General features: G+C 62.7%; 24 protein-coding genes. 10 read left to right on the top strand and 14 right to left on the bottom strand.

Annotated features, from left to right (window positions below; translation table 11 throughout):
* Positions 1–78 precede the first annotated feature (78 nt).
* The 6 genes from AC1D1J_RS07400 to AC1D1J_RS07425 all read left to right on the top strand — a co-directional run bounded on the left by AC1D1J_RS07400 (position 79) and on the right by AC1D1J_RS07425 (position 5,668).
* On the top strand, positions 79–945 hold the full coding sequence (locus AC1D1J_RS07400) for a substrate-binding periplasmic protein (RefSeq protein WP_477694294.1): 867 nt from the start codon (positions 79–81) through the stop codon (positions 943–945).
* A gap of 73 nt (positions 946–1,018) precedes the next feature.
* Positions 1,019–1,807: an amino acid ABC transporter ATP-binding protein gene (locus AC1D1J_RS07405; protein ID WP_477694295.1), complete on the top strand. Its 789-nt coding sequence runs from the start codon at positions 1,019–1,021 to the stop codon at positions 1,805–1,807.
* On the top strand, positions 1,807–2,463 hold the full coding sequence (locus tag AC1D1J_RS07410) for an amino acid ABC transporter permease (protein WP_477694296.1): 657 nt from the start codon (positions 1,807–1,809) through the stop codon (positions 2,461–2,463). The genes AC1D1J_RS07405 and AC1D1J_RS07410 overlap by 1 nt, the downstream gene beginning before the upstream one ends.
* Positions 2,460–3,146 (top strand): amino acid ABC transporter permease, encoded by a 687-nt coding sequence (locus AC1D1J_RS07415; RefSeq protein WP_477694297.1) that lies wholly within the window; start codon positions 2,460–2,462, stop codon positions 3,144–3,146. Before AC1D1J_RS07410 ends, AC1D1J_RS07415 begins: the two co-directional genes overlap by 4 nt.
* A complete protein-coding gene (locus tag AC1D1J_RS07420) occupies positions 3,143–4,582 on the top strand; it encodes an amidase (protein WP_477694298.1) in 1,440 nt (479 codons plus the stop codon). Before AC1D1J_RS07415 ends, AC1D1J_RS07420 begins: the two co-directional genes overlap by 4 nt.
* Before the next feature lie 105 nt (positions 4,583–4,687).
* Positions 4,688–5,668, top strand: coding sequence for a lysylphosphatidylglycerol synthase domain-containing protein (locus AC1D1J_RS07425; protein WP_477694299.1), 981 nt, complete (start codon positions 4,688–4,690; stop codon positions 5,666–5,668).
* 170 nt (positions 5,669–5,838) lie between these two features.
* On the opposite strand, the gene AC1D1J_RS07430 is transcribed toward AC1D1J_RS07425, so the two are convergent.
* Positions 5,839–8,607: a hypothetical protein gene (locus AC1D1J_RS07430; protein WP_477694300.1), complete on the bottom strand. Its 2,769-nt coding sequence runs from the start codon at positions 8,605–8,607 to the stop codon at positions 5,839–5,841.
* A gap of 340 nt (positions 8,608–8,947) precedes the next feature.
* Here AC1D1J_RS07430 and AC1D1J_RS07435 point away from each other — a divergent pair, with 340 nt between their 5' ends.
* Positions 8,948–9,178, top strand: coding sequence for a SlyX family protein (locus AC1D1J_RS07435; RefSeq protein ID WP_477694486.1), 231 nt, complete (start codon positions 8,948–8,950; stop codon positions 9,176–9,178).
* 12 nt (positions 9,179–9,190) lie between these two features.
* Here AC1D1J_RS07435 and AC1D1J_RS07440 read toward each other — a convergent pair whose 3' ends face one another.
* The 5 genes from AC1D1J_RS07440 to AC1D1J_RS07460 form a co-directional block, all read right to left on the bottom strand.
* Positions 9,191–9,703: an SRPBCC family protein gene (locus AC1D1J_RS07440; protein ID WP_477694301.1), complete on the bottom strand. Its 513-nt coding sequence runs from the start codon at positions 9,701–9,703 to the stop codon at positions 9,191–9,193.
* Positions 9,690–10,073, bottom strand: a complete 384-nt coding sequence (locus AC1D1J_RS07445) for an ArsR/SmtB family transcription factor (RefSeq protein WP_477668188.1) — start codon at positions 10,071–10,073, stop codon at positions 9,690–9,692. The genes AC1D1J_RS07440 and AC1D1J_RS07445 overlap by 14 nt, the downstream gene beginning before the upstream one ends.
* Positions 10,074–10,155: 82 nt before the next feature.
* Positions 10,156–10,530, bottom strand: a complete 375-nt coding sequence (locus AC1D1J_RS07450; protein ID WP_457282121.1) for a GFA family protein — start codon at positions 10,528–10,530, stop codon at positions 10,156–10,158.
* Positions 10,527–10,982 carry a hypothetical protein gene (locus tag AC1D1J_RS07455; RefSeq protein WP_477694302.1) on the bottom strand — a complete coding sequence of 152 codons (456 nt, stop codon included), beginning with the start codon at positions 10,980–10,982 and terminating at the stop codon, positions 10,527–10,529. Before AC1D1J_RS07455 ends, AC1D1J_RS07450 begins: the two co-directional genes overlap by 4 nt.
* Positions 10,983–11,068: 86 nt before the next feature.
* Entirely contained in the window at positions 11,069–11,245 is a 177-nt protein-coding gene (locus tag AC1D1J_RS07460; RefSeq protein ID WP_457282123.1) for a DUF3606 domain-containing protein, read from the bottom strand.
* A gap of 127 nt (positions 11,246–11,372) precedes the next feature.
* Between AC1D1J_RS07460 and AC1D1J_RS07465 the strand changes: the two genes are divergently transcribed.
* Positions 11,373–11,615, top strand: coding sequence for a hypothetical protein (locus AC1D1J_RS07465; RefSeq protein ID WP_477648985.1), 243 nt, complete (start codon positions 11,373–11,375; stop codon positions 11,613–11,615).
* Positions 11,616–11,732: 117 nt separating this feature from the next.
* Here AC1D1J_RS07465 and AC1D1J_RS07470 read toward each other — a convergent pair whose 3' ends face one another.
* From AC1D1J_RS07470 to AC1D1J_RS07495, 6 genes are all read right to left on the bottom strand, one after another.
* A complete protein-coding gene (locus AC1D1J_RS07470; RefSeq protein ID WP_477694487.1) occupies positions 11,733–13,178 on the bottom strand; it encodes a DHA2 family efflux MFS transporter permease subunit in 1,446 nt (481 codons plus the stop codon).
* A gap of 227 nt (positions 13,179–13,405) precedes the next feature.
* Positions 13,406–14,929: an MFS transporter gene (locus AC1D1J_RS07475; RefSeq protein ID WP_477694303.1), complete on the bottom strand. Its 1,524-nt coding sequence runs from the start codon at positions 14,927–14,929 to the stop codon at positions 13,406–13,408.
* On the bottom strand, positions 14,926–15,759 hold the full coding sequence (locus AC1D1J_RS07480) for a DUF899 domain-containing protein (RefSeq protein WP_477694304.1): 834 nt from the start codon (positions 15,757–15,759) through the stop codon (positions 14,926–14,928). The genes AC1D1J_RS07475 and AC1D1J_RS07480 overlap by 4 nt, the downstream gene beginning before the upstream one ends.
* Positions 15,760–15,816: 57 nt before the next feature.
* Positions 15,817–16,194 carry a VOC family protein gene (locus AC1D1J_RS07485; protein WP_477688630.1) on the bottom strand — a complete coding sequence of 126 codons (378 nt, stop codon included), beginning with the start codon at positions 16,192–16,194 and terminating at the stop codon, positions 15,817–15,819.
* Positions 16,195–16,248: 54 nt separating this feature from the next.
* Entirely contained in the window at positions 16,249–16,722 is a 474-nt protein-coding gene (locus AC1D1J_RS07490) for an SRPBCC family protein (protein WP_477667663.1), read from the bottom strand.
* Entirely contained in the window at positions 16,605–17,075 is a 471-nt protein-coding gene (locus AC1D1J_RS07495; RefSeq protein WP_477667664.1) for an ArsR/SmtB family transcription factor, read from the bottom strand. The genes AC1D1J_RS07490 and AC1D1J_RS07495 overlap by 118 nt, the downstream gene beginning before the upstream one ends.
* Positions 17,076–17,290: 215 nt before the next feature.
* On the opposite strand from AC1D1J_RS07495, the gene AC1D1J_RS07500 reads away from it, so the two are divergent.
* Complete coding sequence (locus AC1D1J_RS07500) at positions 17,291–17,740, top strand: EF-hand domain-containing protein (RefSeq protein WP_477694305.1); 450 nt, start codon at positions 17,291–17,293, stop codon at positions 17,738–17,740.
* Between the two features lie 50 nt (positions 17,741–17,790).
* Here AC1D1J_RS07500 and AC1D1J_RS07505 read toward each other — a convergent pair whose 3' ends face one another.
* Positions 17,791–18,792 carry a transporter gene (locus tag AC1D1J_RS07505; RefSeq protein WP_477694306.1) on the bottom strand — a complete coding sequence of 334 codons (1,002 nt, stop codon included), beginning with the start codon at positions 18,790–18,792 and terminating at the stop codon, positions 17,791–17,793.
* 287 nt (positions 18,793–19,079) lie between these two features.
* On the opposite strand from AC1D1J_RS07505, the gene AC1D1J_RS07510 reads away from it, so the two are divergent.
* Positions 19,080–19,529: a VOC family protein gene (locus tag AC1D1J_RS07510; RefSeq protein ID WP_477694307.1), complete on the top strand. Its 450-nt coding sequence runs from the start codon at positions 19,080–19,082 to the stop codon at positions 19,527–19,529.
* Between the two features lie 109 nt (positions 19,530–19,638).
* Here the strand turns inward: AC1D1J_RS07510 and AC1D1J_RS07515 are convergent, their stop codons facing one another.
* Positions 19,639–25,194: a PAS domain S-box protein gene (locus AC1D1J_RS07515; RefSeq protein WP_477694308.1), complete on the bottom strand. Its 5,556-nt coding sequence runs from the start codon at positions 25,192–25,194 to the stop codon at positions 19,639–19,641.
* Positions 25,195–25,359: the final 165 nt, after the last annotated feature.

A 25,359-nucleotide genomic window follows, 5' to 3' on the forward strand; every position in this document is an offset into this window, starting at 1 on the left:
TCCTATGACAAGTTGACGGCGCTTCATACCATCCACCCCGTCAGTGAGAGTTTCGTTAAACCACCATCAGGAGTTTTCATGAAAAAAACATTCGCCGCACGCCTCTTGTGCATGCTTCTCGCCGCGGGGGCGGTACTGCCGGCTGCCAACGCCCAGGCCTTGCAAACCGTTGAAAAAGACGCGTTGACGATCGCCTTCACCGGTGACATGCCGGGCACCGGCTACCAGGACGGCGCCATGATTGGCTACGACGGCGAGATCCTTCAGCGCGTGGCCGAGGCCGTGAAGCTCAAGGTCAAGCCCGCCCTCATGGAATGGTCGGGCACCATTGCTTCGGTGCAGGCCAAACGCGTCGACGTGATGGCCGGCACCATGGGCTGGACCGAGCAGCGTTCGAAGATCATGACCCTGAGCGACCCGATTCATTACTTCAAGAACGGCATTACCCAGTCGAGCAAAACCAACTGGTCGCACCTGAAGGACCTGGAAGGCAAGAAGGTCGGGACGATCACCGGTTTTTCGTTCATTCCGGAGCTTCGCAAAATCACCGGCCTGCAATTGACGATGTATGACACATCCGACGCGGCAGTGCGCGACCTGCTGGCCGGCCGCATCGACGCCGTCATCGGCGACCCGCCCGTGATGCAGTACGCCATTTCGCGCAACCCGCAATGGAAGCTCAAGTTCAACGCCTTCGTTGACAACAACCCGGACTACCCCCTGCTCACTGGGCTGGGCCAGGTGGTGTTTGGCCTGAACAAGGACAACCCGGAACTCGCCAAGGCCGTGAACGCGGAAATCACCAAGCTCTGGCAGAGCTGTGAGCTCAAAAAGATCGGCGGCAAATACGGCTTGGTGCAAGACGTCTGGTATGTGCCCGTGGGCCAGAACTTCCGCGCCGGCGTAGACCGCCCTGCCGACTGGAAACTGCCGTCCTGCAAGTAAGCCCTTCGAAGCATGGATACAGGCGAACGCGTGTTTTTCTCATGCGTTCGTCTGCGTCAAAAAACTGAACCTAATGAACAACACCCTGTTAAAAGTCGACGGGCTGAAAAAAAGCTACGGCCCGCTCGAAGTGCTCAAGGGGATTTCCTTTGACCTGCGTAAAGGCGAAACCCTTTCGCTGATCGGGCCCAGCGGCTCCGGAAAATCGACCTGCCTGCGCTGCCTGAATTTTCTGGAACAGCCGGGCGAAGGCGCCATCGTGCTTGACGGCGAACGGATAGGCCAGGTGCCAACCCGGCATGGCGGGTTCCGCTTCATGAATGACCGTGAACTTGCACCGCAGCGCCGCGAGATCGGCATGGTGTTCCAGTTGTTTTATTTGTGGCCGCACCTGAACGTTCGCGACAACGTGGCCCTGGGCTCCATCAAGGCCGGCGGAATGTCGAAACCCGAAGCGTATGAACTTGCCGACGCCATGCTGGAGAAGGTTCACCTTTCCAGCAAGGCGAATGAATACCCGGAGCGTTTGTCCGGAGGGCAACAGCAGCGCGTGGCCATTGCCAGGGCCCTGGCCCAGCAGCCCAAGCTCATTCTTTTTGACGAGCCGACTTCTGCGCTTGACCCGGAGCTGGTCGGCGAGGTGCTCACGGTGATTCGTGAGCTGGCCGAAGAAGGCCGCTCGATGATTCTGGTCACACACGAAATCCGCTTTGCCAGGGACGTCGCCGACCGCGTGATCTTCATGGACGGCGGCCACATTGTTGAGCAGGGCCCCGCTGTCGATGTCATCAACAACCCGCAGCTGGAACGCACACGCAGCTTTCTCGGCCAGGTGGCTGACAACCCGGGGCTGGCCAGGTGATGGAACAGCTTGGAATTTTCGGGGGCATCCTCGCCGTGCTGATGGGTGGCGCGGTTACCGCCGCGGTGGTGGCCCTGGGTGCTTTCGTCATTGCGCTGGCGGGCGGAATGCTGCTGGCGGTGACGGTCACTTTCGCGCGCTTTCGTTTGCTGAAGCTGGCCATTGCCGCCTACATCGAATGGATGCGCAACGTTCCGGCATTGGCACACCTCTTTGTGATCTATTTCGGGCTGGCGGCTGTGGGCATACGGCTCTCGCCGCTGGTGGCGGCGATTTTGGGCCTGGGGCTGGTTGGCGCAGCGGTGTTGTGCGATGTATTTGTCGCCGGGCTCAAGTGCCTTCATGCCGGGCAGCGCGAGGCCGCCCTTTCCGTCGGTATGACACCGCGGCAGGCGCTGATTCACATTCTTCTTCCACAAATGCTGCGGGTGACCTGGCCATCCCTCGGCAACTACACCAGCCAGCTGCTCAAAGACACGTCCATCGCTTCTGCGATTGCCGCGCCGGAAATCATGTTTTTTGCCAGGAACCTGGTGACCTCTACCTTTGAAACCACCCTGATCTATCTTGCCGCCATGCTGTTGTATGCGGCCATGGTGCTGCCGGTCAGCTGGGGATTTGCCAAGGCCGAAAGCCGCATGGAGAGCAAGCGATGAACAGCTTTTTTGCAGTCTTCCTGCAATACTGGCCCGAGTGGGCTCCCCGCCTTGCCGAGGCGGCCAAGGTGACGGCAAAGCTGTCATCTGCGGGCTTTGTGATGGCCCTTCTCTTGGGCGCGGCCCTGGCGGCCATGATCCGCAGCGGTCGGCCAGCCCTGCGCTTTGCCGCGAACTTCTTCATCCAGTTTGTGCGCACCGTGCCCTTGCTGGCGCTGCTGCTGGCACTCTACTTTGCGCTGCCGCCGCTCGGGCTTACGCTGCCGGGCTTCTGGGCCGGGGTGATCGGGCTGGGCCTGCACGGCGCGGCGTATGTTGCCGAGATTTTGCGCGGAGGCCTGCAGTCAATTCATCGCGGGCAGCGCGAAGCAGCCCTGGCCGTCGGCCTGGCGCCGCACCAGGTGTTTATGCATGTGGTGTTTCCCCAGGCGCTGCGCGTTATGCTGCCACCGCTGCTGAACACCTATGTGGCGCTGTTAAAAGACAGCTCGCTGTGCGCATTGATCGCCACGGACGAGCTGATGCTGACGGCGCGGGCCATGTCCAGCGAGTTCTTCCTGCCCCTGCACATATTCCTGCTGGTGGGCGCCTTCTACTTTGCCATTGCTTTCCCCTTGTCAATGCTTTCGCGGGCGCTGGAAATGCGCCTCTCGCGCGGCCGGCGGGTCATGGGTGCTGCATGACCGACACCGCCCATACCTCCCATATCTCCAACACCCCGCTTGCCTACGCTTCCATGGAGCAGACGCTCGAGGCTCTGGCCAGCGGAGAAACCACCAGCGAAACGCTGGTCGAAAACCAGCTCTCGCGCATAGACGCCTTTGACACCAAGCTGCACGCCTATGTAGACCTCTATGCAGATGAAGCCTTGCAGGCCGCCCGCGGCCTGGACAAGCTCAGGCAGGCCGGCTTCACGGTGGGCCCGCTGCATGGTGTGACCATTGCCGTCAAAGACCTTTTTGAAATTAAAGGCCATGCCATCACCGCGGGCTCCAGATCGCTTCCGCCGCGCACCTCCACCATCACGGCGACGGTGGTCGACCGGTTGAGGGCAGCCGGCGCCATCGTGCTGGGGAAAACACACACGGTGGAATTTGCCTTTGGCGGCTGGGGAACCAATACTTCCATGGGGACACCCTGGAACCCCTGGGACCTTGAAACCCACCGTGTGCCCGGCGGCTCCAGCAGCGGCTCGGCCGTGGCGGTTTCGGCGGGCATGGCCAGCGCAGCGCTGGGCACGGACACCGGCGGCTCCGTTCGCATTCCGGCCGGGCTCTGCGGGCTGGTGGGGCTGAAAACGACGCATGGCCTGATCAGCCGTTACGGCCTGATTGACCTGTGCCCCACGCATGACACAGTGGGGCCCATCACACGGACCGTGAAGGATTGCGCGACGCTGCTGGACGTGCTGGCGGGGCCTGACCCGCAGGACGCGGCATCCCGCTTTTCGCCCTCGCGTTCGGTTTCAAAAGAGATTAAAAAAGATGTCAGGGGAATGCGGGTCTGGACCCTGCCAAAAGCTGAACGCGAAGACGTGGACCCGGAAGTGCTGAAAGCTTACGACAGGTCGCTTTCCGTGTTCACCGGGCTTGGCATGACCCTGGTGGACAAGCCGCTTCCGCAAAGCCTGGCGCAATCCATGCGCATTGCGGGCAGCCTGATGAGCGCCGAAGGCTATGCCAATCTCGGCACGCTTTTCGAGCGCAATGAGCTGGAGTTTGACCCGAACATCAAGCGGCGGATCATGCTGGGCCGGGACATCGGGGCCGCCCAGTACATCACCCTGCTGCGCGACCGCGAGTCTGCGAAAGCCGCGATGCTGGACGCCATGGACGGCGTGGATGTTTGTGTATTTCCGACCAACGCCATTACCGCCATTCCCGTCAGCGAGGTCGACGAACTGGCCACGCCGCTGTCAAGGTTCGGCCGCTTTGTGAACCTGCTGGATCTGTGCTCGGTGGCCATACCGGCAGGGCTGTCTGACGGCGGACTTCCGGTTTCGATTCAAGTGATCGGGCGGCCCTTCGCCGAGCCCACGATATTGCGCGCAGCGTTTGCGTTTGAGAAGGCAACGCCATGGAACCGCCTGTATCCCGCAGGACTTGAGCTGGAGCGCTGAAGGGGCGGCGCTGCAGCGTGGTGGGCCGCCGTCGGTTTTCGCCTACAAAAATCAGCGCCAGCCTCGCTGGAGTTCGCTTTGCGCCTTGCTGAAAATGCACTGATCATGCCCAGCACTGCGGCTCACCTTCCCGACAGCACGTCCCCGGCAGCCGCAACGTCGCTGTGGCCGCGCATCCGCCGCTGGGTGTTTCCTGCGCTGGGCATCGTCGTCCTGGGTTTGCTGGTTTCCCATGCCCACAAGGTGGACTGGGAAGGCGCCTGGCAGACGCTGCGGCGCTACTCACCTCTTTTGCTGCTTGCCGTGCTGGGCCTGGCCACGGCCAGCCATGCGCTGTATGGCTGCTTTGACCTGATAGGCCGGCAGCACACGCGCCACAAGCTGCCGCGCCTACAGACCTGGGCCATTGCGGTCACCAGCTATGCCTTTAACCTGAACCTGGGCTCGCTGGTCGGCGGGGTGGCGCTGCGGGCGCGGCTGTATGCGCGGGCCGGGCTGGACGAAGCCACCATTGCGCAGATCGTGGGCTTGAGCCTTGCGACCAACTGGCTGGGCTATGGGCTGGTGGCGGGCAGCCTCTTTGCCGCCGGCGCCATTGCGCCGCCCAGCCAGGCACACATTGGCGCCGCGGCGCTGCGCCTGCTGGGCGTGGTGATGGTGCTAATTGCACTGGGCTACGTGGTGGCGTGCGCGTTGGCGCGCGGGCACGTGTGGCGGGTGCGCGGGCGGCGGCTGAAGCTGCCTTCTGCGCAGCTGGCCCTGGTGCAGCTGGGTATTTCAGCCAGTAACTGGGCACTGATGGGCGCGGCCATGTATTTGCTGCTGGGCCAGCAAGTGCCCTACACCACGGTACTGGGCGTGCTGATGGCGGCATCCATCGTGGGGGTGATCATGCCGATCCCCGGCGGCCTGGGTGTGCTGGAGGCGGTCTACCTGGCGCTGCTGTCGGGCAGCGTGCGACAGGGGGCGCTGATGGGTGCGGTGTTGGCCTACCGCGCGCTTTACTACCTGTTGCCGCTGGCGGGCGGGCTGGTGCTGTATGCGCTGCTGGAGCGGTATGCGTCAACCCATGCGGATGCCCATTAGCTGAAGTACCGCTTTGTGATCGACATGGCGAGCATGATGGTTGTTACCCCACGGATTGCTATCAATAACGTAGCTGCTTGCGCCCGGCCATAAAGGGCTGCAGGCCAAAGTAATGCCAAACCAACCCGGCAAGACCACCGTGCGGCAGACCCGGCCAGGCGCCGCACGCACTACCTGAATATGCGGGAGCCGATCAGCACGCCCAGCTTTCGGTAGCTTTCCCACTGCGCTTCGTCAAAGAACTGGTCAAACGTGGTTTGCTGCGGGAACGATGGTTTTTTGGTCTGGTATTCAAACAGGTCAAGGGGCGCACCCTTGATCAAACGCGGCTTGAGCACCAGCAAAATACTTTCAGCCGGCTTGCCCGGCTGGCTGCTGGCATAGCGCACGCGGTAGAGCAACGCGCACTTTTCGTCGAGTGGCGCCAGCGGGTCGGTTGCCGGGCGCAGTTCAGATTCGTCGCGGGCGAAATAGGGTGCCAGTGTGGCGGCATTGGGTGCAAGCCGTGGCACCGCGCTCGGCCCGACGCATTCAAACTCGGCACCGAAATCAATGCGTGCCAGGCGCATCAGATTGGCGAGGTCTTCAAAGCTGTAGTTCGGGTCTGCACCGCAATCGCAGCAGACGATGAAATCCACCCGCCTGCGCAGCAGCTCGAAGACGCCCGTGTTCTCAAAGTGCCCGCCGTCGCTCAGGTACCAGTGCGAGCCGTCCGTGCCCAGGAAGCGGGCGCGCAGTTCGCGCTGCAAATAAGTCTGGTTGCGCCAGAGCGGGAACGGCGTCCTGGGGTCGGATTTTCCGGAGTTCCACCACCAGCCCAGGCGTATGTTGATGATGGTGAACAGCATGGCCTGGCCCAGCGCCGTGCCCCGCCCCAGCCCGGTCGAAAACGCCGCGCCCGACACGCCCACCCATTGGCCGATGGACAGCTCGGGCGGCGCCCGCCTGGCGGCTTTGGCCTGCGTGCCCGCAAAATTGCCGGTCTTTGCATTCCAGAGCCTGCCGTCCACGGTGATCCCCGCAGGCGTGACTGCCAGCGGCAGGCCCTGCCTGTCCCGCTGCGTCAGCTGGTCGCCGGTGCCCGTGGTGGCATTGATGGTCACGTTGATGAGGTGGGCCGGACCCAGGTGGTCGTTGCGGTAATAGGCCTCGCGCGTGAAGTCGTCGCTTGCATCGGCTTCGGTCACGTCCATCTTCGGCCGTTCCGATTCAAACCGTGCCTTGTTGGACGCACCCAGGTAGGCACGCGTGAGGCGCGCACCGTACATCACCTGCAGGCTCGATAAATTGATGAACCCCAGAAAGTAGCCCGCCACCGCCACAGCCGTCAGGCAAAACACAATGGAGATGACGGGGTAGAAGTATTGCCAGACCCATGATGAGTCCGCACCAAAACGGACCGTGGTGAACATGGATTCGATCATCAGCTGCCCGAGCCCCGGCAGCGGCGGCTGCATGCCAAACAGCAGGGCCGCGGCCGCGCAGTTCCAGGCCACGGCCAGCAGCAGGGCCAGCGCCAATCCAATCGCGCCAAGCAGGGTGTTGAGCGGCAGCCTGCTGAGCAGGCCGTCTTTTCCGGGCTGGGCCAGCACCGGCGCAAACTGCTTCACGGCCGCCACCAGGGCCGCGACCACGCCGGCCACGCTGAAAACAGTGAGGGGTGTTGACTGGCTTGTCGCCAGCCAGAGATACAGCGTTTGCCCCGCGGTTTCAATCAGCGCCAGCACGGCAACGATGAATGCGTACGTCAATACCCTGGAGAGCCACCGTGTGATGCGGTTGCGAAACAGCCCGGGTGATTGCTGTGGAAGGTACTTCGCCACAAAAAACACGCCCAGAGAAAAAGCCAGGATGACATCGATCAGCACCAGCAGCAAAACAGGTACCGGAACAGCCTCAAGCAGTGACGCGGCGCCGGAAGCCGGCGGCACTACCCGGCTCCAGAGGACACAGGCAGCCAGCACACCCGCGGCCAGCAAGCCGGCAGCCGCCAGCGCCGGGGCGGGAATGGCCGGCAGCGGCGCTTTTTTTGTGTTGGTGCCGGGAGGCGAGGTGTCCTGGTCGAGCCAGTAGGCCGCGCCGCACGGTATGACCGCCAGCACGAGCCAGATACCCAGCACACCGAACCACGGGCTGAACCAGATGTCTCCACCCTTCAGCGGAGGCCTGGGCTGCATCATGGATTCCAGCGTAAGCCCCAGCGCATGAAACCCCTCCCATGGAATCTGCAGGCTGCCGTAACGCAGGGCAAACATCAAAAGGAAAATGGTCAGCAAGGTCACGCCGATCACGTAATGCACCGCACAGAGGTTGCGGATGGCAATGGCGATGTCGTAGAGAAAATCACCGGTGTTGTTCGGTGCCAGGTAACGCCCGTTTTCACGCAGCCAGCGCAAGGGGCGGTCGGGCATCTGGGTGAGCGCGGTCTGGACCTTGCTCAGCCTGCCGGGCGGGTCGGTCGCGAGTGCTTCGTAGGCTTCGGTGGCCAGCACCTCGGGCGCGGGCGGCGCAGGAGGTGTTTGCGGCGAGTGGGGAGCGGGAGGCGTGAGGGGTTCCCGGGCGCGAAACAGGGCCGAGAAAAAACTGCCGGTGTACCCGCCCCCGCTGACGGTGGAAAGGAAGTCAAAGCGGGCGAGCAGCGGCCAGGGCTTTTGCCTGTCGTTGGCGCCGCATCCCGGGCCGCTTCCCGGGCCACTTTCTCCCGGCAGGTTGAACCCGGCTTTTGCCAGTGCCTGCAACACGCCAAGGCAAAAGGTGGCGCTGCGAATGCCCCCGCCGGACAAGGCCAGGCCCCACAACTCCCGGGGGGCCGTGCCACTGGCGTAAATAAAACCTCGCCGGAAATCAATGGCCTTGCGCTCTTCTTCTTGCGCCCGCTCCTGCGCTTGTTCCTGCGCCTGTTCCGGTGTGAGGGGGTTTCCAGTGCCTGGCTCGGTCATATCTCGCCTCCTTGGGCAAACAACACAGCTACCGCATGGGCTTTGAAGACGGCTCCGGCGTTGCCATGAAACGCGACGCCCTGCAAAGACTCAGGCCAGCTTAGGCAGGCGGTGCGGGAAAGACAAGGCCCTTATTCCCACAAATCGTATCGAAGCAACGCGCAGGGGGTGGCGCCAGCGAAACCTGACAGCTTTATCATCCGAACCGCTATCAATAACATAGCTGGTCGCGCCCGGACATAAAGGGCTGCAGGCCAAAATGATGCGTAAATTGTTGCTGTGGAGGGCGCTGGAATACATTGAGGCCCCTGCCCCGCGCAGCTTCATGTCCAATACAGGCATGGAACCGACGAACGACACACCCCAAACCGACCAGCGCCTGACGGCGCTGGAGATCAAGGCCAGCTTTACCGAAGACCTGCTGGACCAGCTCGACAAGGTCATCGTGCGGCAGCAGCAGCAAATTGGTGCGCTGGTGCGCGAGGTGGCAGAACTGAAAGCCGGCCCGGTGCGCGACGGCGACGTGACGGTGGGCCGCAGCCTGCGCGACGAGCTGCCGCCGCACTTCTAGGCCCCGCGCCGTTCAAGCGCCCAGATGGGCGGCGAGCTGGTCGAGGGTGCCGCCGTAGCCTTGCGTGAGCGACGGCTTCAACTCTTCAAAGTACTGGCGTTCAGCCGCCACCTCACCGAAGGGTTGTGCGCGCAGTGACACGATGGTGCTTCCGTTTTGCTCAATGAAGGTCACGGCGTTTTCTATTTCCAGGGGGCAGGCATCGCTGAACGGTGCGCGCGCAATGCCGCAGTGTTCGTTGGCAAACGAGTTGAGCCACACGATGCGTTCACCCTGGGCGATTTCACGGTAATTGAACCGGCCCCACATCGTGGGTGCGCCCGGAAATTTCATGGCGTAGTGAAAAAACCCACCGGGCCTGAACTCGAAACGCAGCAGGTCGATGGAGCAGCCCTTGGGCCCCCACCACTGCTGGATGTTGCCGGCCTCGCTCCACGCTTTCCATACGCGGTCACGCGGGGCCTTGAACACGCGGTCGATCAGGAACGGGGAAGCCATGGCTGCCTTGCTGTCATTTGCGGGCATGTTTCTTTCCTTTTTTGGGGGTTGATTGAGTTGACTGGGCTGATGACGTGGATGTGTCCGGCTGCAAAAACGCGTCGAGCCTGTCGAAGCTGTCTTCCCAGACATTGCGGTACAGCGCCATCCAGCTGGCGACTTCTTTCAGGGGTGCGGCCTCCAGGCGGCACGGCCTGGTTTGCGCCGCTCGTCCGCGAGAGATCAAGCCTGCCCGCTCCAGCACCTTCAGGTGTTTCGAAATGGAAGGCTGCGTCATGTCGAAGGGTGCCGCAAGTTCATTGACCGTGGCTTCGCCGGAAGCAAGCCGGGCGACGATGGCGCGGCGGGTCGGGTCCGCGAGGGCGGCGAACGCCTTGTTGAGGGTGTCTGGGGTCATTACATGGCCAATCGTTTATATAGCTGTTTGGCTATATTAAGGCGATCAAAAGAGGATGTCAACCGCCTGCCTTGGGGCTCAACTACCAGAGGTTCTTGCCGTCGATCACCGTCACAGGTGCTTCGGCTGCGTCGAACCCGTCAAAGAGGCGGGCATTGACGCCGATGCGGCGGGTGGTGCCGTCCCAGCTGCCGTCCATCTCGAATGCCGGGCTGTCTGAATAGGTGGACACACCGCATTCGGCACAGAAGTGGTGGTCTACCAGCTTGGTCTGCCAGCGGTAGATGGCGTCGCCATCCGTGGGGGTGGTGACGTGGAACTGATCGGGCGTGTAGTACGCCAGCAGCGCACCGCGCCTGGCGCAAAACGAGCAGGTGCAGCGCGTCAGCTGCGCGGGGATTTCGCCGTCAATGCGAAAGGCGTTTTTGCCGCAATGGCAGCTTCCCGTGATCGTCATGCGCCACCTCCACGAACTGTTGCATCGCCGTCTTCACCTTCCCCGTATTCGTCGTCTTCTTCATTCTCTTCATCTTCTTCATCTTCTTCATCTTCATCGGCCAGGACGCCGGCAATTTCCTCTGCACCGCCTGCGGCCCAGGTAGCTTCACCCTCCTCGCCCCTTGCTTCCGGGTCTTCATCACCGGCGCCTTCCCCTTCTTCCAGGAAGTCGGCCTCGTCCATTGTCCGGTCGGGCAGGATGTCGGCATCAGGCCGCTCGTCGCCGATGACACCGGCACGCTCGCCGGTACCCGCAGCGTCGCTGTCGCTGGCCAGTTCCTCTTCGCTGTAGGCACCTAGCGTGTCGCTGCCGGTGTCTGAACTGTCGCCCGGGCCGAGCGACTGTGTGTCTTTTCCGCGCATCCACTGTTCGGGCGGAATGCTGCCACCCGCAATGCTGCTTTTTGCCATGCTGTGCCTTCTTTCATGCTTGTACCGGCGCGAATCACGCGCAATGGTGATGGGGAGGGCGCCAACCGCTGCCCCTTGAGATGACGCTATTTTTTACCCAGGTACTGGCGCACGGCGGAGGCTGAATTGCCGACAGCCTTGACGGCCTCGCGCAGCTGCTGCTCGGTGCAACCCAGGGTTTTGGTCCAGTCGCGAACTTCATAGTCCTGCCCCAAGGCGATGAACCTGCGGTCCACACCGGTTTTCGTTGTGTCGTCTGCCATGACGCATCTCCTAGGGAAAAAACGAATGCTAGGACGAAATGTCTGGGGTACCCTGTAGGACAAAACCCGTCACGCAGGCAATCCACTTTCGGACACCGGCTGACATCTCCAGCTCCAGGTGCACGCCATGTCACTTCCACCGGATTTCAAGCCTTCAGACTTTTCCATCGGCTCCATCAGCGACCGCCAGCTCGTGAACCTGGCCAAGCTGGCCGGTGCCATGACGGAAGGCGACGCGCTGACGCCGGAGCTGCAGGAGTTCACCCTGCTGATCATGGAAAAGTGCGCCGACATCGGCGACAAGTACAAAAGCCAGAAACACGGTCGCACAGCCGGCGATGAGATTCGCGCCCTGTTCGGGGTTTACTGACCACCTGTGGGCGGCGGACCCACGCCGCCATCCCTGTCAATCCGCTACCAAATTAATAGCTGCTTGCGCCCGTCCCTATTGGGCTTAAGGCCAGTTTGATGCATAAACCAGCCGTGGCTAGCCGCCGGCTTCCGTCGCCGGGTGCGCGCCCGGCACTGCAGCGCCCGTGCGAAGCAGCACGGCGCCCAGCAATGCGGCGCAGGCCGCAAACACCGCACCGATGACAAACGCCAGCTGGTAGCCGCCGTTGAGCGCCACCACGGCATCGGCACCCGCACCGGCCAGCGAACCGGTGCGCGCCGCCGCCAGGCTGGCCAGCACCGCCAGCCCCAGCGCGCCGCCCATCATGAAGGACGTATTGACCACGCCCGAGGCAATGCCCGACTCGGCCGGGTCCACGTCGCTCATGGCGGCCAGCAACACCGGGTTGAAGGCCATGCCGGCCCCCAGCCCCAGCAGCAGCATGCCGGGCAACACGTCGAGCACAAAGGCGCCGCCCACCGGCGCACGCGCGAACAGGGCCAGGCCCAGGGCGGCCAGCAGCAGGCCGGCCGACAGCGGTGCGCGTATGCCGAAACGCATGACGATTTTGGCCGACAGGCCCAGCGAGAACGCGGCCATGATCAGGTTGGCGGGCAAAAAGCCCAAGCCGACCTGCAGGGCGCTGTAGCCCAGCACCAGCTGCATATACAGCGCCGAAATAAAGAACCAGGCAAACATGGCCGCGGCCCACAGTACGCCGACCACGTTGGCGGTGGCGACGTTGCGCAGACGGAAAAGGCCCAACGGCACCAGCGGTGTCGTGACCCTGGCCTCGATGGCCAGGAAGATCGCCATCAGCACCGCGGCAACGCCCAGCAAACCGAGCGTCTGGCCTGACAGCCACCCGGCTTCGTTGCCGTTGACGATGCCGTAGACCGCCAGCATCAGCGCGGTGGTGACGGTGACGGCGCCCCATACGTCAAGCCGCGCGCCGGTGGCCTGCCCCTTGCCGCCGGGCAGCAGGAACAGGCACAGCGCAAACACGGCGCCGCCTATGGGCAGGTTGACCAAAAAGATCCAGTGCCAGTTGAGCGAATCGGTCAGAACGCCGCCCAGCAGCACACCGATGCTGCCGCCGCCGGCACAGACAAAACCGTAGACCCCCATGGCTTTGGCGCGCTCAGCCGGTTCGGTGAAGAGGTTCATGATGAGCGACAGCGAAATCGCCGACACCACCGCGCCGCCCAGGCCCTGCACCGCGCGGGCCACCACCAGCAGCCCCTGCGAATTGGCCAGGCCGCAGGCCAGCGAGGCCACGGTGAACAGCGTGAGCCCCGCCAGGAACAGCCGGCGCTGACCGTACAGATCGCCCAGCCGGCCGCCCAGCAGCAAAAAGCCGCCGAAGGTCAGCATGTAGGCGTTCACCACCCAGACGAGCGAGGTTTCGGTAAAGCCGAGGTCTGTGCGGATGGACGGCAGCGCCACATTCACGATGGTGGTGTCGAGCACGATCATCAGCACACCCAGGCAGAGCACCATCAGTGCCCACCAGCGCTTTCGGGTTTCCATGTTGTGTGTCATCTGCAGTTTCTCCCCGGTTTCACTGAACATGATCAATTCGCCAGCCCATCTTTGCACTGCATGGGCTTCCCCCTGCCTTCCCGCATGCTATCAAATCAGTAGCTACTTGCGCCCGGTGTCATTGGATTTCAGGCCTTTTTCATGATCAAAACAGGCCTGAAAAGGGCGCTGGGGGCTGCTGACAGCCTCTTTGAAGCGGGCAAGGCGTCCATCCTGGACTCTCCGGCCTACATGGGCGTGGCGCTGCTACGCACCTGCCGCAGCATGACAGCGGCCAGGATGGCCGTGCCCAGCACCAGTGCGGCGCTGATGCCGGCGGTGACCTGAAAGGCCTGGGCGTACGCATCGCGTGAAGTGCTGAGCAAGGCCGCACCGCTGGCGCCGGGCAATTCAGCCGCCACGGCCACCGCGCCGCCCAGTGTGCTGCGGGCGGCCTCTGCGGCTACGGCCGGCACACCGCTTAGCACGGTGCCCTCCATCGCATGGCGGTAGACCCCCGTCACCACGCTGCCCAGCACAGCAATGCCGAGTGCGCCGCCAAACTCCGAGCTGGTTTCTGAAATCGCCGCAGCCGCACCAGCGCGCTCGGGCGGCGCGGAGCCGACGATGAGGTCGGTACCCAAGGTCACGACCGGGGCCAGGCCCAGCGAAAAAATCACGCTGCCGGTGACCAGCGTGGCCAGGCCCGAGGCGCCACTCACCTGCGTGAGCACGCCAAAGCCCACAAACGCCAGCGCCAGCCCGCCCGTGACGGCCAGGCCGGCGCGGATGCGCCGCGCAATGACAGGTGCCAGCATGGAGCCCACCACAAAACCCAAGGCCGACGGCACGGACCACAGGCCGGCCTCCAGCGGCGAGAGGCCAATCACCAGCTGCAAATACTGCGCGATGAAAAGAAAAGCGCCAAACGCGCCGAAAAAGCAGAAGGTGTTGATGGCCAGGGCCGCGCTGAATGCCGGCACACGAAACAAGGCCAGGTCAATCAGCGGGCTGGCCAGTGTGCGCTGCCTGCGCAGGAAAGCCGCGCCTATCGCCAGCCCCGCGAGGATGCAGCCCGCGGCCAGCCAGCCCAGGCCGCCTTCCGCGATGCGCTTGAGGCCGTAGATGACGGCCAGCACGGCCGCCAGTGACTGCGCCGCGCTCAGCAGATCCAGCCGGCCGGCGTCGGGGTCGCGGTATTCAGGCAGCAGCACCGGACCCAGCACCAGCAGCAGGACCATCACGGGCACGCTGACCAGGAACACTGAGCCCCACCAGAAATGCTCAAGCAGGACACCGCCCACCAGCGGGCCAATCGCGCCGCCTACCGAGTAGCTGGTGATCCAGACGCCAATGGCCACGGTGCGCTCGCCCGCGTCCAGGAACATATTGCGTATCAGCGAAAGCGTGGAAGGTGCCAGCGTCGCCCCGGCAATGCCCAGCAGTGCGCGCGTGGCGATCAGCATTTCAGCCGTGGTGGAAAACGCGGCCAGCATCGACGCAGCGCCAAACGCGGCAGCCCCCATGAGCAGCAGCCTGCGCCGGCCAATGCGGTCACCCAGCGTGCCCATGGTGATGAGCGAGCCGGCAATCATGAAGCCGTAAATATCGACCATCCACAACAGCTGCGCGCCCGTGGGTTTGAGGTCGGCGCTCAGGTGCGGCACTGCCAGGTTCATCACCGTCAGGTCCATCGAATACAGCAGGCAGGGCAGCGCGATGACGGCCAGCCCAATCCAGTCGCGGCGCGTGGCTTTGGGCGAAGCCGTCATGCAGCGCGGGCCTCGGCGTGGCAGCACGCCGGTGCGGGCTGGCTGGCCGCGGCGTTGTGGCCAGCCTTGTCAGCGCTGTGTATCTCAGTGCCGTATTTGTCATGGTGGCGCACCCAGGCCATGGGGAAAGGCAAGCCGCCTTCGTCGCGACCCTTGGGGGTGAGGTCCATGTAGTTGTAGGCGCCCACCAGCATGTCCGCCCCGCGGGCGTAGCTGGAATAGGTGTGAAAGATGTTGCCCTGGCCATCCTGGTAGAACACGCTGACCCCGTGCAGCTCTTGCATGCTGGCGCCGTCGACATCGTTCATGCGGTAGTTGTAGTCAAACTGTCCGCTGGCCAGCTCTTCGGGCGTGAAGGAGACGTGGTAGTCGTGGTTGAAGTCATTGCCGAAGGACGACACCCACTTGAAGCGCCAGCCCATGCGCCGGCGGAACGCAGCCAGGTCGGGTTGCGGCGCGTGCGACACCACAGCCAGCGTGATGTCGCGCGCTGCCAGGTGCGGCAAGGCGCCGTCGATGTGGTCCGAAAGGAAGGAGCAACTGGGGCAGCCTTCCTTCCAGCCGGGACCGAACATGAAGTGATAAACCACGAGCTGGCTGCGCCCCTCGAACAAACCGGCAAGGGTTTCCTTGCCCGCGGGGCCGTCGAACACATAGGGCTTGTCGACCTTGAGCCAGGGCAAGCGGCGCCGCTCGGCGCTCACCAGATCCCGGTGGGCGGTGAGTTCTTTTTCACGGGCCAGCAACAGCTGGCGGGCGGCAAGCCATTCGTCTTTGGATACCACGGAGTGGAAAACGGCGTTGGCAGCGTTTGCGGGGGTTGAAGTCACGGCGGGCTCCCTGGATACGGTCAGTTCAGTGAAGGGTCGAGTTGCTGGAACGGTGGCCTATTGGTTCAGGATGTGAAGGATGTTGCCGTCCGGGTCCTTGAACCAGGCGCCTTTGAAGTCGCCCGCTACGTGCGCATCGCCTTGCAGCGTCATGCCGGGCATGTCGTAGTGCTCAAACACCACGCCTTTGGCCTTGAGCGCCTTCAGGATGTTGTCGAACTCGTCGCCCACGCCCCAGGTGGCGGACGTGGCCTTGTTGGTGCCGGCGAAAGACGAGACATACACCACCACGGTGGCGGTGCCGCTCTGGTAGCTGAGCACGCCCTCCTCGGCGGTCTCAAGCGGGGTGAGGCCGAGTGTGCCTCCATAAAATTTCTTCGCCGCCGCAAGGTCCTTGACGGCGATGGTGGCCATGGCGTTTCGATTGGCAAGCATGGTGTTTCTCTCCTGGGGTTGGGGCTGAACAGCGGTGGCGGTTTGGGGTGACTTTCAGGTCACAGCCGATGAAACAAACAGTTTGTCGAGCTTGAGGAAAGCGCCGGCCCAGCCCTCGTTGTGGCTGTCGCGTGCGGCCAGGTCGTAGAAGCGCTCATGCTTGAACACCAGCTCGGTGCCGGCCCCGGAAGGTTTGAGCGAGACCGTGACCCGCGACACGCGTTCCGGTGTGCTCTTCCAGCCCCAGTCAAACACCAGCTTGCGGTGTGGTTCGACTTCGAGGTAAGTGCCGCTCACGTTGTGTGTTTCCCCGCCCGGCACGCCGAACTGGATGTGGTAGCGGCCGCCCACACGCACATCCATGTCGGCAATGGTCACCACGCCGGCCGGGTCGGGGCCGAACCACTGCGCTAGTGCTTGCGGGTCGGTCCACGCGCGCCAGACTTTTTCGGGAGCGACGGGGTAGTGGCGGGTGATGTCGACGGACGGGCCGGCGGACGGTTTGCCTTGCGCTGTGCTTCTTTCCATGGCGGGTTCAACTCCTCTTGCTGGTAAAGGTAGCGGCCCAGCGCGTCAAGGCGCTCGGACCAGAATTTCTCGTAACGGGATAGCCACATGGCGGCCTCCTGCATGGGCTCGGGTGAAATCGCCAGGTTGACGACGCGGCCATCCTTGGCGCGGCTGACCAGGCCGGCGTCTTCCAGCACCCGCAGGTGCTTCATGAAACCGGGCAGGGACATGCCGTGCGGCTGGGCCAGCTCGCCGACGGACAGGTTGCCCTGTTCCAGGGCCTGCAACACCTTGCGCCGCGTCGGGTCTGCCAGTGCGGCAAATACGGCGTTCAGGGTCTCTTCTTGCGCATCATTTTTATACTTAACCATTTGGCTTAGTATTTGATAAATGATGAGGCTTGTCAACCCGGTTGGCCCGGGAAATCTGTTTCTTTATGTACGCACGATTTGTGGACAGGCCGCCGGGGTGAAGCGCTTTTTTTGAGCGTGCAAATAAATGTGTCGGCTTGCACCTACCCTGTAAAGCGGCGAAACACCCTGCAAGTTGGCTGGCACTGAAACGTGAATTGACATCCAATCAGGGTATGAACCATTCACCTCATTCACCTTTCACGACCCCGTTCACGACCCCGATGATTTTGTCCAGCGCGCAACAAACCTTCCCTACGCCCGGCCACCGTGTGGCAGCCCGCTACGTGGGTGCAGTGGCGCTGGCCCTGGCCGCAGCAGCCGTGCTGTACGCCCCGCGCGGGCATGCGCAGGCGGCAGACCCGGCCGCCGCTGCGTCGGCGCCTGCGGCCGGTGCATCGCAACCCTCCGCTGCCGCGGCTTCCCCCACCCCCAAATACGCGGCCAGAGACCTTGAGCGCGCGTTCAGTTTCATGGACAAGGACAACAACGGCAAAGTCAGCCGCGATGAGGCGTCCAACTTTCGCGGTGTCTCCAAACACTTTGACGAAGCCGACACCAACAAGGACAACATGCTGTCGCGCGAAGAATTTGAACGTGCCATGAACGGGCCGAAACCCCAGTAAACGACGCGCCGGCTTGCGCAAATGGTGATGCGGGAAATGGCTTGTGAAAGCTATTTCTTCCGGTAAACATACCAGGCCGCGAAGGCGGTGAAAATGCCAATGATCCCCACGATCACCATGAAGCCGTGAGGGTGCTCGGCCAGGGGGATGCCGCCCACATTCATTCCCAGCAGGCCGGCAACAATGTTGATGGGCAGCGCGAGTACGGTGACCATCGTCAGGATGAAGACGCTGCGGTTGGTCTCCTCGCTGACCTGCGCGGCAATTTCCTCTTGCAGGAGCTTGATGCGCTCCTTCAGCTCGGACATGTCCCGGATGGTCAATGAGAATTCTTCCGTGGCCTGCCGAAGCTCCTCGAGGTCGTGCTCGCTTACCCATGGCGGCGGCAGCCGCAGCAGGCGGAAAAGCGCACCGGGCTCCGGCGCGAGCAGCCTTTGCAGCCGCACCAGCACCCGCCGCAGCTTGCCCAGGTCAGCCCGGCGGTTGTGCAGCCGGCCGATCAGGAATTTATCCTCCACCACGTCCACCTGGACAGTGGCGTCACGCACGATGCGCACCAGCACATCGCCCTGCTCGCGCAGCAGCTGGTTCAGAAAAGACACCGATGACGCCAGCGGCTTGCCGTTCTTGATGGCGTCACGCATGCGGTCGATGGAACGCAGGGGATGGGAGCGCGCGCTCAGCGCCATATGGGGCGCCACGTTCAGCCACAGGCTGGACATTTCAGCCGGGTCAAACGCGAATTCATACGCAACATCGTTGACGACAGCAATCAGCGTGTCGTGCGCATCTTCTATGCGGGTGGACCTTGAGCCGGCGTGCAAGGCCTCGAAGAACTCGGGTACGGCGTGCAGATGCTTGCGGATGCTCGCCTCTGCCGCGGCGTCACTGAGGTTGAAGTGGAGCCAGACGAAATCTGATTTTCCCTTGGGGGTTTTGTCCTGCAGCCAGGCGGCCGCCTCCAGGAGATCTACCGGTATGCCGGGCGCGCCGTTTTCAAACCTGTAGCCGCAGAGCAGGCCGGTTCTGTCGGCGCCATAAGTGATGTCCATTCAGAAGTGGCGTGAAGTAGTCAAAATTGGAGTGAATCGGACACTGCAGGCGCAGGGCAGCCGGTATCGGGTGGCCTGCCCCGGGCAGTGGCGGTCATACAGTGTGTTGCCTTTGCATGACGGTTCGGTGACAGTAGCGTGGCCGCGTTCTTCTGGCGCCTGGCCTGGCGGTGCATGCCCGCAGCACGCCGGGTTGTCACTGAGCCCCAATGCGCTTCATAATTTCAGGACAGGCTGGCAGCACCTCAGGCCTCGCCTGGTTCCTTCACATCACCGACGGAGGCGATATGGCCACCCACGAATTGTTTGCCTACCTTCATGTCAAAAATGCGGCAAAGGCCATGGCGTTTTACATCTCGGTTTTTGGTGCCACGGAAAAATTCCGGCTCACAGAACCCGATGGCCGCATCGGCCATGCCGAACTGGACTTTGACGGCGCCACGCTGATGGTGTCGGAAGAATTCCCGGAGTACGGCACCCGGGCGCCCGATGCCGGTGCGCCGGCCACCGTCACGTTGCACCTGCATGTGGACAACTGCGACGATGTGATTGCGCGTGCGCTGAAAGCCGGCGCCACGCTGGAAATGGCGGCGCAAGACCAGTTTTATGGTGAGCGCTCGGGCAGCTTTCGCGATCCGGCAGGCTACCGCTGGAGCGTGGGGCACAGCATTGAAACCGTGTCGCCAGAAGAAATGCAGCGCCGCTATACCGCACTGATGACCACGCCTTCTGCGTGAATTTGCTATGAAAAACATAGCTGCTTGCGCCCGACAGTAAAGGCTAAATCCCGGATTTATTCACTAGCGCGCTAGAAACCCCGTAGCCTGCCGCGGGCCCGGTACAGGTTCAGGCTTCGTCCGCAGGCGATTCCGCAGAATTGCTTTGCCCGAGCACGCGCCGCAAGGTTTCGAGGAGCTCGGTGTTGGAAGTCTTGGCCTTGACCAGCACGGCGGCCGCCCGCGTGGCCTGAAGCCTGTCCACCTCCAGTGCCGAGAAAATCACCACCGGCGGCGGACCGTCCATCGCCTCAACGTCCTTGAGCAAATCCCACCCGGAGCCGCCCGGCAGGCTGAGGTCCAGCAGGATCAGGTCAAAGCGCTGCTCCTTCAGCCGGTCGCGTGCTTCCTGCACCGTGTCGGCAAAGACGAAGGTTGCAAACCCCTGGGCAATGGTCGCTGCGATGCGCTGGATGTCCGGATCGTCTTCAACATGCAGGATGACGGCGCGGGCTTCGACCGAACCCGCAATGGCGCGCCGCACGCCCAGCACGAGCATGTTCTCGTCGATGGGTTTTTCCAGCCAGTCCGATACGGTCAGGGACTGCTCGTTGAACTGGATCCGCCCCTCGGCCGCCGAGGCCGACACCACCACGATCGGCACGTCGCGTGTATGCAGCTGGGCGCGCAGCGCCCTGATCAGCGCAATGCCGTCCTGGTCGGGCAGCTTCAGGTCTATGGTGACGGCGGCGTACCGCCTTCTTGCCAGCTCCGCGACGGCCTGCTTGGCCGTGTACACCATTTCGGTGTCAAAACCGCCCTTGTCGAGCATCATGCTGATCAGGCGGGAGATGTCCGGGTCGTCCTCGCAAACCAGGACGCGCGGCCGCTGTTCGACCAGTGCCGAGAAACCTGAAGTACGCTCCGGCGAATCCACCCATTCGGGCAGTTCAAAGAAGAAGGTGGTACCGACCCCGGGGTCGGTATGAAAACCGATGCTGCCGCCCAGGCGCTCGATGATGGCCCGTGAAATATTGAGGCCCAGGCCCGTGCCGCCCTTTTGCCGTGTATCGGAGGAGTCGGCCTGGGAGAATTTCTGGAAGATGCGGTTGCGGAATTCCTCCGGAATGCCGGGCCCGTGGTCTCGCACCTCGACGCGTATGCCCGTCTCGCTGCGTGCCACGTGAATATCCACCGTGCCGCCTTCGGGCGAGAACTTCATCGCGTTGGACAGCAGGTTGGTCACCACCTGCGTCAGCCGGTCGCTGTCGACCCTGACCTGCAGGTCTTCATCGGGAAACTCGAGCTGCAGGTGCACATTCTTCGCCGCGCCGTAGCCTTCGTTGGCGGCCAGCGCCTGCTCCAGCAAGGGCCTGAGTTCGATGGCCTGGAAATCCAGGGTCATCTTGCCGGACTCGATCTTCTCGATGTCCAGGATGTCGTTGATCAGCCGGATCAGGCGCTCACAGTTGGTCTTCGCGATGCCCACCAGCGTCTTGACGGCGTCGGGCAGCTGGCCGGCAACACCGCCGGAAATCAGGCCCAGCGAGCCCCGGATCGAGGTAAGCGGCGTGCGCAGTTCATGGCTGACCGTCGAGACAAATTCACTCTTCATGCGGTCAATGCGTTTGAGCTCGGTGACGTCGTTGGCCAGCGTGTAGAAGCCGATCACCTTGCCCTCGTCGGCGCCGTCGCCGTAGCGCGGGAAATAATTGACCACGTAGTCGCGCACGCCGCCGCGGGCGGTTTTCTGCGTACGCTCGTAGACCACTGGATAGCCCTGCAGCACCTCTTCCACCCGGGGCTTGATCAGGGCGTACATCTCATCGCCCACGATGTCCCGGATGGTCTTGCCTTCGAGCTGCGCTTGCGTCATGCCGAAGACTTCCTCGTAGGCCCGGTTATGAAAGCACAGGCGCTGATCGGCGTCAGCGTAAGTGATCCAGGCCGGCACGGTGTCGGTGATTTCGCGCATCTGCGCTTCGCTGGTGCGCAGGGCCTCGGTGACACGGCGGATTTCGGTGGTGTCGCGTCCCGTGCCGCGATAGCCGGTGAATTTTCCGTTGGCGTCGAATTTCGGCACGCCGCTGATGCTGAAGTAGCGCGGCCGCCCCTTGGAGTCGCGCCGTGTACTTTCAAGGTCGCGGAAAACCTCGTGCCGGGCTATTTTGGCCTTGTACTCGGCCAACGCACCGGCTTCGATGTTGATGTAGTCGAGCTCCCAGGCAGTCTTGCCATGGGCCGATTTCGGGATGCCGGAGGCGCTTGGGGCTTCGCCGGGAACCTCGACGAAGCGGAAGTTTTCGTCCTGCTCCCAGAACCAGTCGGAGGCCAGCGCCGTGAGCGCGCGAAAGCGTTCCTCGCTTTCACGCAGAACCTGCTCGGTCTGCTTGCGCTCGGTGATGTCCTGGATCTGCGCGATAAATTGAAGCGGCTTTCTGTCTGCATCGCGCACGAGGGAGCAGCTCATGTAGCCCCAGACAGTACGGCCGGACTTGTGGATGTAGCGCTTTTCGACGTGGAACGATTCGATTTCGCCGGCCAATGCCCTGCGGCGCTGCTCCAGGTCCCAGGCAATATCGTCTGGATGAGTCAGGTCATGGATAGTGCGCGACAGCATTTCCGCCTCTGAATACCCCAGCATCTGGCAAAAAGCGGTGTTGACCTTCAGCCGGCGCGAGTCGATGCCGATCAGCGTCATCCCGATGGCCGCGTGTTCAAACGCATTGCTGAACTGCTGGTCACTGACCGTGAAGACATCGTTGTCCGTGCTGATGGGGCCGGCCCCCTTGGGACTTACTTCTCCGGCGTCCTCGAACGCACTGGCGCCGCCGTCCGTCAGCGCAACGCCTGAATCGTCAAACACGTCCCCCTCAGCCGGCATGGCCCCGGCCTGCTCGCCTCCGAGCGTGAAATAAAAGGTACTGCCCTCACCCACTGCCGACTTGGCCCAGATTTTTCCGCCGTGACGGGTAATGATGCGTTTGACCGTGGCCAGCCCGATGCCGCTGCCGGCGAACTCTTCCGGTGAATGCAGCCGCTCAAAGGTGCCGAAGAGCTTGTCGGCATACGCCATGTCGAAGCCGGCACCGTTGTCCCGCACAAAGTAAACCACCTGGTCCTCGGGCCCTGCTTCTTTTCCGACCAGGATTTCGGTGTGCGGTTTTTTCGAGGTGAACTTCCATGCATTGGCGATCAGGTTCTCCAGCACCTGACGCAGCAACGCAACGTCCGCCCGGCCCCACAGGTTGGGCTCGACAGTGATCCGCACCCGCCGGTCTGGATCGTTTTCCGTCCATTGCTTGATGATCTTGGCCGCCTCGGTGCTGATGTCGACAGACTCCCAGTTCAGGCTGGTCCGCGACAACTGGGCCAGGGACAGCAAACCGTCGGTCAGCTCACCCATGCGGCGCACACTGCTGCGTATGCGGCCCATGAAGTGATGCGCGCGCTCCCCCGACTCAGGTGGAACCGCTTTTTCAAGCAGCGCACAAAATCCGTCGATGGTGCTCAACGGTGTCCGCAAGTCATGCGCCACAGAATATGAGAAGGCCTCGATCTCCCGGGTGGCGACTTCCAGCTGGGCGGTCCTGCGCAGCACGCGTTTTTCCAGGTTGACGTTGAGCCGGACGATTTCCTGCTCCGCCTGCCGGCGTTTGCTGATGTCGGTAATGGTGCTGACATACCCCGACGGAGCGCCGTTCCCGTCCACCAGGGGCTGCACGTTGATCAGTGCCCAGAACTCACTGCCGTCGGGCCTGCGATGGCACACCACACGGTTCAGCTGTGGCTGGCCGGTACGCACGGCGACAACACTGGGCCACTCTTCCCTGGGCATTGGCGTGCCGTCTTCACGGAATCTTTGCCATTCCGGCTCGACCGAGGTCTGGCCTTTCAGCTGGGCCAGGGCCAGGCCGAGGATGCGCTCTGCACTGGCATTGCAATCGACAATATGCCCCTGGGCATCCCGCAGGATCACGCCTTCGGCCAAGGCACCCACAACCGCCCGGAAGCGGGCTTCGCCGACCCGCAGCGCGATCTCCACTTCCTTGCGTGACGTGATGTCGGCGCCCACACCCCGATAACCCGCAAAGGTTCCATCGTCGCCAAACACCGGTTCCCCGCTGACGCTGCGGTAAACGACGCTGCCATCCTCCTTGGTCAGCCGGTATTCAAAATTGCGGAACGGCAAATGCGCCTGTAACACCGCCTTGTGCTCGTCCCATGTGCCGACAAGCGGTGTGGAGTTAGGCAGGTCCCATCGGCATTGCCCCTCTCCAATGACCTGGGTTCCCAGGGCGAAGCGTTGCGGATCATTGGAGACAAAGACGTTGCGGAAGTTTGTGTCCTGTTCCCAGTACCAGTCGGACGAAAGACCGGTGAGGCTGCGAAAGCGCTCTTCGCTGCGGCGCAGTTTGGCCTCGGCCTCCAGCCGCGCGGTGATGTCGCTACCCACGCCCCGATAGCCGGTGAAGCGGCCTTTGGCGTCCACCATTGGCTCTCCGCTGATGGACAAGGTCACGCGCTTGCCGTCTTTTTCTACGCGTTCGTATTCAAAATTCCGGAAGACTTCGTGACGCTCCAGCAGGGCGCGGTGATGTGCCCACATTTCCTGGTTGGCCTGGCTGTGGTCGATCTCCCAGCGTGTTTTACCGAGATGCTCCTTGATCGCGCGCTTGGCTTCTTCCGTCTGGCCGCCGGACAGCTTGGTGAAGCGGAAATTGGCATCGGTTTCCCAGTACCAGTCGGACGAAAGACTGGTCAGGCTACGGAACTGCTGCTCGCTGCTGCGCAAGCGCTCTTCATCCGCCAGCTGCTGGGTTATGTCCTCCGCCGTAACCAGGACGTGCGTCACCACACCACTGGAATCTTTCAGCGGAACCTTGCGCATGTGCACGCGAATGACGCCCTTGTGCTTGGTCTGGACAAGGCGGTCGGGGAATTCCTGCATCTTGCCGGCAGCAATCAGGGCAAGATCCGAGGCATGCATGTTGTGGGCGTGGGCCTTGGGCCACAGATCATGGACGGTATGGCCCAGCGCTTCCGACCGAGTGAAGCCATAAAGCTCTTCCGCCGCGCGATTCCATGCGACGTAACGGTGGTCCGTGACGGCTTTCAGGTTCATGGCGATCGGAATGTTCTCAACGATGTCGTCGAGCAGGCGGGCGACTTTGCGTTCTTTTTCCTCCGCGCGCCTGCTGGCCGTGACATCGCGCGTGATACCCCGATAACCCATGAACTCCTGATGCTTGTTGAACACCGGCACGCCGCTGATGGAGAAATAGTGCGCGACGCCATCCTCCAGCACGCGTATGTATTCGAAATCGCGGAAGGGCTTGCGTTCAGCCAGTACGGCGCGGTGGTCTTCCCATGACATGGTGACCGGCAGGGCGCCAGGCAGTTCCCAGCGGCATTTGCCGACGGAACTGTCGAGATCCTTATCTTGTGACTTGTTGCTGTACTCGGCCGTGAAGTCGGTAAAACGGTACTCCGCGTCCTGCTCCCAGTACCAGTCCGCGGAGACAGTGGCCAGGCTGCGCAAGCTGCTGATGTCGTCCCTGAGCGATTCGACCAGTCGCTGCTGCTCAACGATCTCAAGCTTCAACGCATCATTGGCGGCTGCCAGCGCAAGCGCTTCAGCCTGCATGCGCTGCTGGGACTGCTCTGCCGTCTCGTCGCGTTTCATCGCGGCACCTGACCGGTAACCGTGCCGGGCCGACGCGGCAGGGGCATGGGCGCACCCATCAGGCCAGGCTCACGGTGGACTGCGGTGAATGCGCTTGGCAAACTGGGGTTCATCCGCCGGTGGTGACTTTCTTTGCAAAGGTGCGCGGCTCTATCAAGGCCCCGC

The organism is Polaromonas sp. P1_F8, assembly GCF_056405635.1.

Bases quoted from the DNA above. Each gene is read 5' to 3' on its own strand.
- AC1D1J_RS07400 (WP_477694294.1), top strand. From the start codon at position 79: ATGAAAAAAACATTCGCCGCACGCCTCTTGTGCATGCTTCTCGCCGCG.
- AC1D1J_RS07405 (WP_477694295.1), top strand. From the start codon at position 1,019: ATGAACAACACCCTGTTAAAAGTCGACGGGCTGAAAAAAAGCTACGGC.
- AC1D1J_RS07410 (WP_477694296.1), top strand. From the start codon at position 1,807: ATGGAACAGCTTGGAATTTTCGGGGGCATCCTCGCCGTGCTGATGGGT.
- AC1D1J_RS07415 (WP_477694297.1), top strand. From the start codon at position 2,460: ATGAACAGCTTTTTTGCAGTCTTCCTGCAATACTGGCCCGAGTGGGCT.
- AC1D1J_RS07420 (WP_477694298.1), top strand. From the start codon at position 3,143: ATGACCGACACCGCCCATACCTCCCATATCTCCAACACCCCGCTTGCC.
- AC1D1J_RS07425 (WP_477694299.1), top strand. From the start codon at position 4,688: ATGCCCAGCACTGCGGCTCACCTTCCCGACAGCACGTCCCCGGCAGCC.
- AC1D1J_RS07430 (WP_477694300.1), bottom strand. From the start codon at position 8,607: ATGACCGAGCCAGGCACTGGAAACCCCCTCACACCGGAACAGGCGCAG.
- AC1D1J_RS07435 (WP_477694486.1), top strand. From the start codon at position 8,948: ATGGAACCGACGAACGACACACCCCAAACCGACCAGCGCCTGACGGCG.
- AC1D1J_RS07440 (WP_477694301.1), bottom strand. From the start codon at position 9,703: ATGCCCGCAAATGACAGCAAGGCAGCCATGGCTTCCCCGTTCCTGATC.
- AC1D1J_RS07445 (WP_477668188.1), bottom strand. From the start codon at position 10,073: ATGACCCCAGACACCCTCAACAAGGCGTTCGCCGCCCTCGCGGACCCG.
- AC1D1J_RS07450 (WP_457282121.1), bottom strand. From the start codon at position 10,530: ATGACGATCACGGGAAGCTGCCATTGCGGCAAAAACGCCTTTCGCATT.
- AC1D1J_RS07455 (WP_477694302.1), bottom strand. From the start codon at position 10,982: ATGGCAAAAAGCAGCATTGCGGGTGGCAGCATTCCGCCCGAACAGTGG.
- AC1D1J_RS07460 (WP_457282123.1), bottom strand. From the start codon at position 11,245: ATGGCAGACGACACAACGAAAACCGGTGTGGACCGCAGGTTCATCGCC.
- AC1D1J_RS07465 (WP_477648985.1), top strand. From the start codon at position 11,373: ATGTCACTTCCACCGGATTTCAAGCCTTCAGACTTTTCCATCGGCTCC.
- AC1D1J_RS07470 (WP_477694487.1), bottom strand. From the start codon at position 13,178: ATGACACACAACATGGAAACCCGAAAGCGCTGGTGGGCACTGATGGTG.
- AC1D1J_RS07475 (WP_477694303.1), bottom strand. From the start codon at position 14,929: ATGACGGCTTCGCCCAAAGCCACGCGCCGCGACTGGATTGGGCTGGCC.
- AC1D1J_RS07485 (WP_477688630.1), bottom strand. From the start codon at position 16,194: ATGCTTGCCAATCGAAACGCCATGGCCACCATCGCCGTCAAGGACCTT.
- AC1D1J_RS07490 (WP_477667663.1), bottom strand. From the start codon at position 16,722: ATGGAAAGAAGCACAGCGCAAGGCAAACCGTCCGCCGGCCCGTCCGTC.
- AC1D1J_RS07495 (WP_477667664.1), bottom strand. From the start codon at position 17,075: ATGGTTAAGTATAAAAATGATGCGCAAGAAGAGACCCTGAACGCCGTA.
- AC1D1J_RS07500 (WP_477694305.1), top strand. From the start codon at position 17,291: ATGAACCATTCACCTCATTCACCTTTCACGACCCCGTTCACGACCCCG.
- AC1D1J_RS07505 (WP_477694306.1), bottom strand. From the start codon at position 18,792: ATGGACATCACTTATGGCGCCGACAGAACCGGCCTGCTCTGCGGCTAC.
- AC1D1J_RS07510 (WP_477694307.1), top strand. From the start codon at position 19,080: ATGGCCACCCACGAATTGTTTGCCTACCTTCATGTCAAAAATGCGGCA.
- AC1D1J_RS07515 (WP_477694308.1), bottom strand. From the start codon at position 25,194: ATGAAACGCGACGAGACGGCAGAGCAGTCCCAGCAGCGCATGCAGGCT.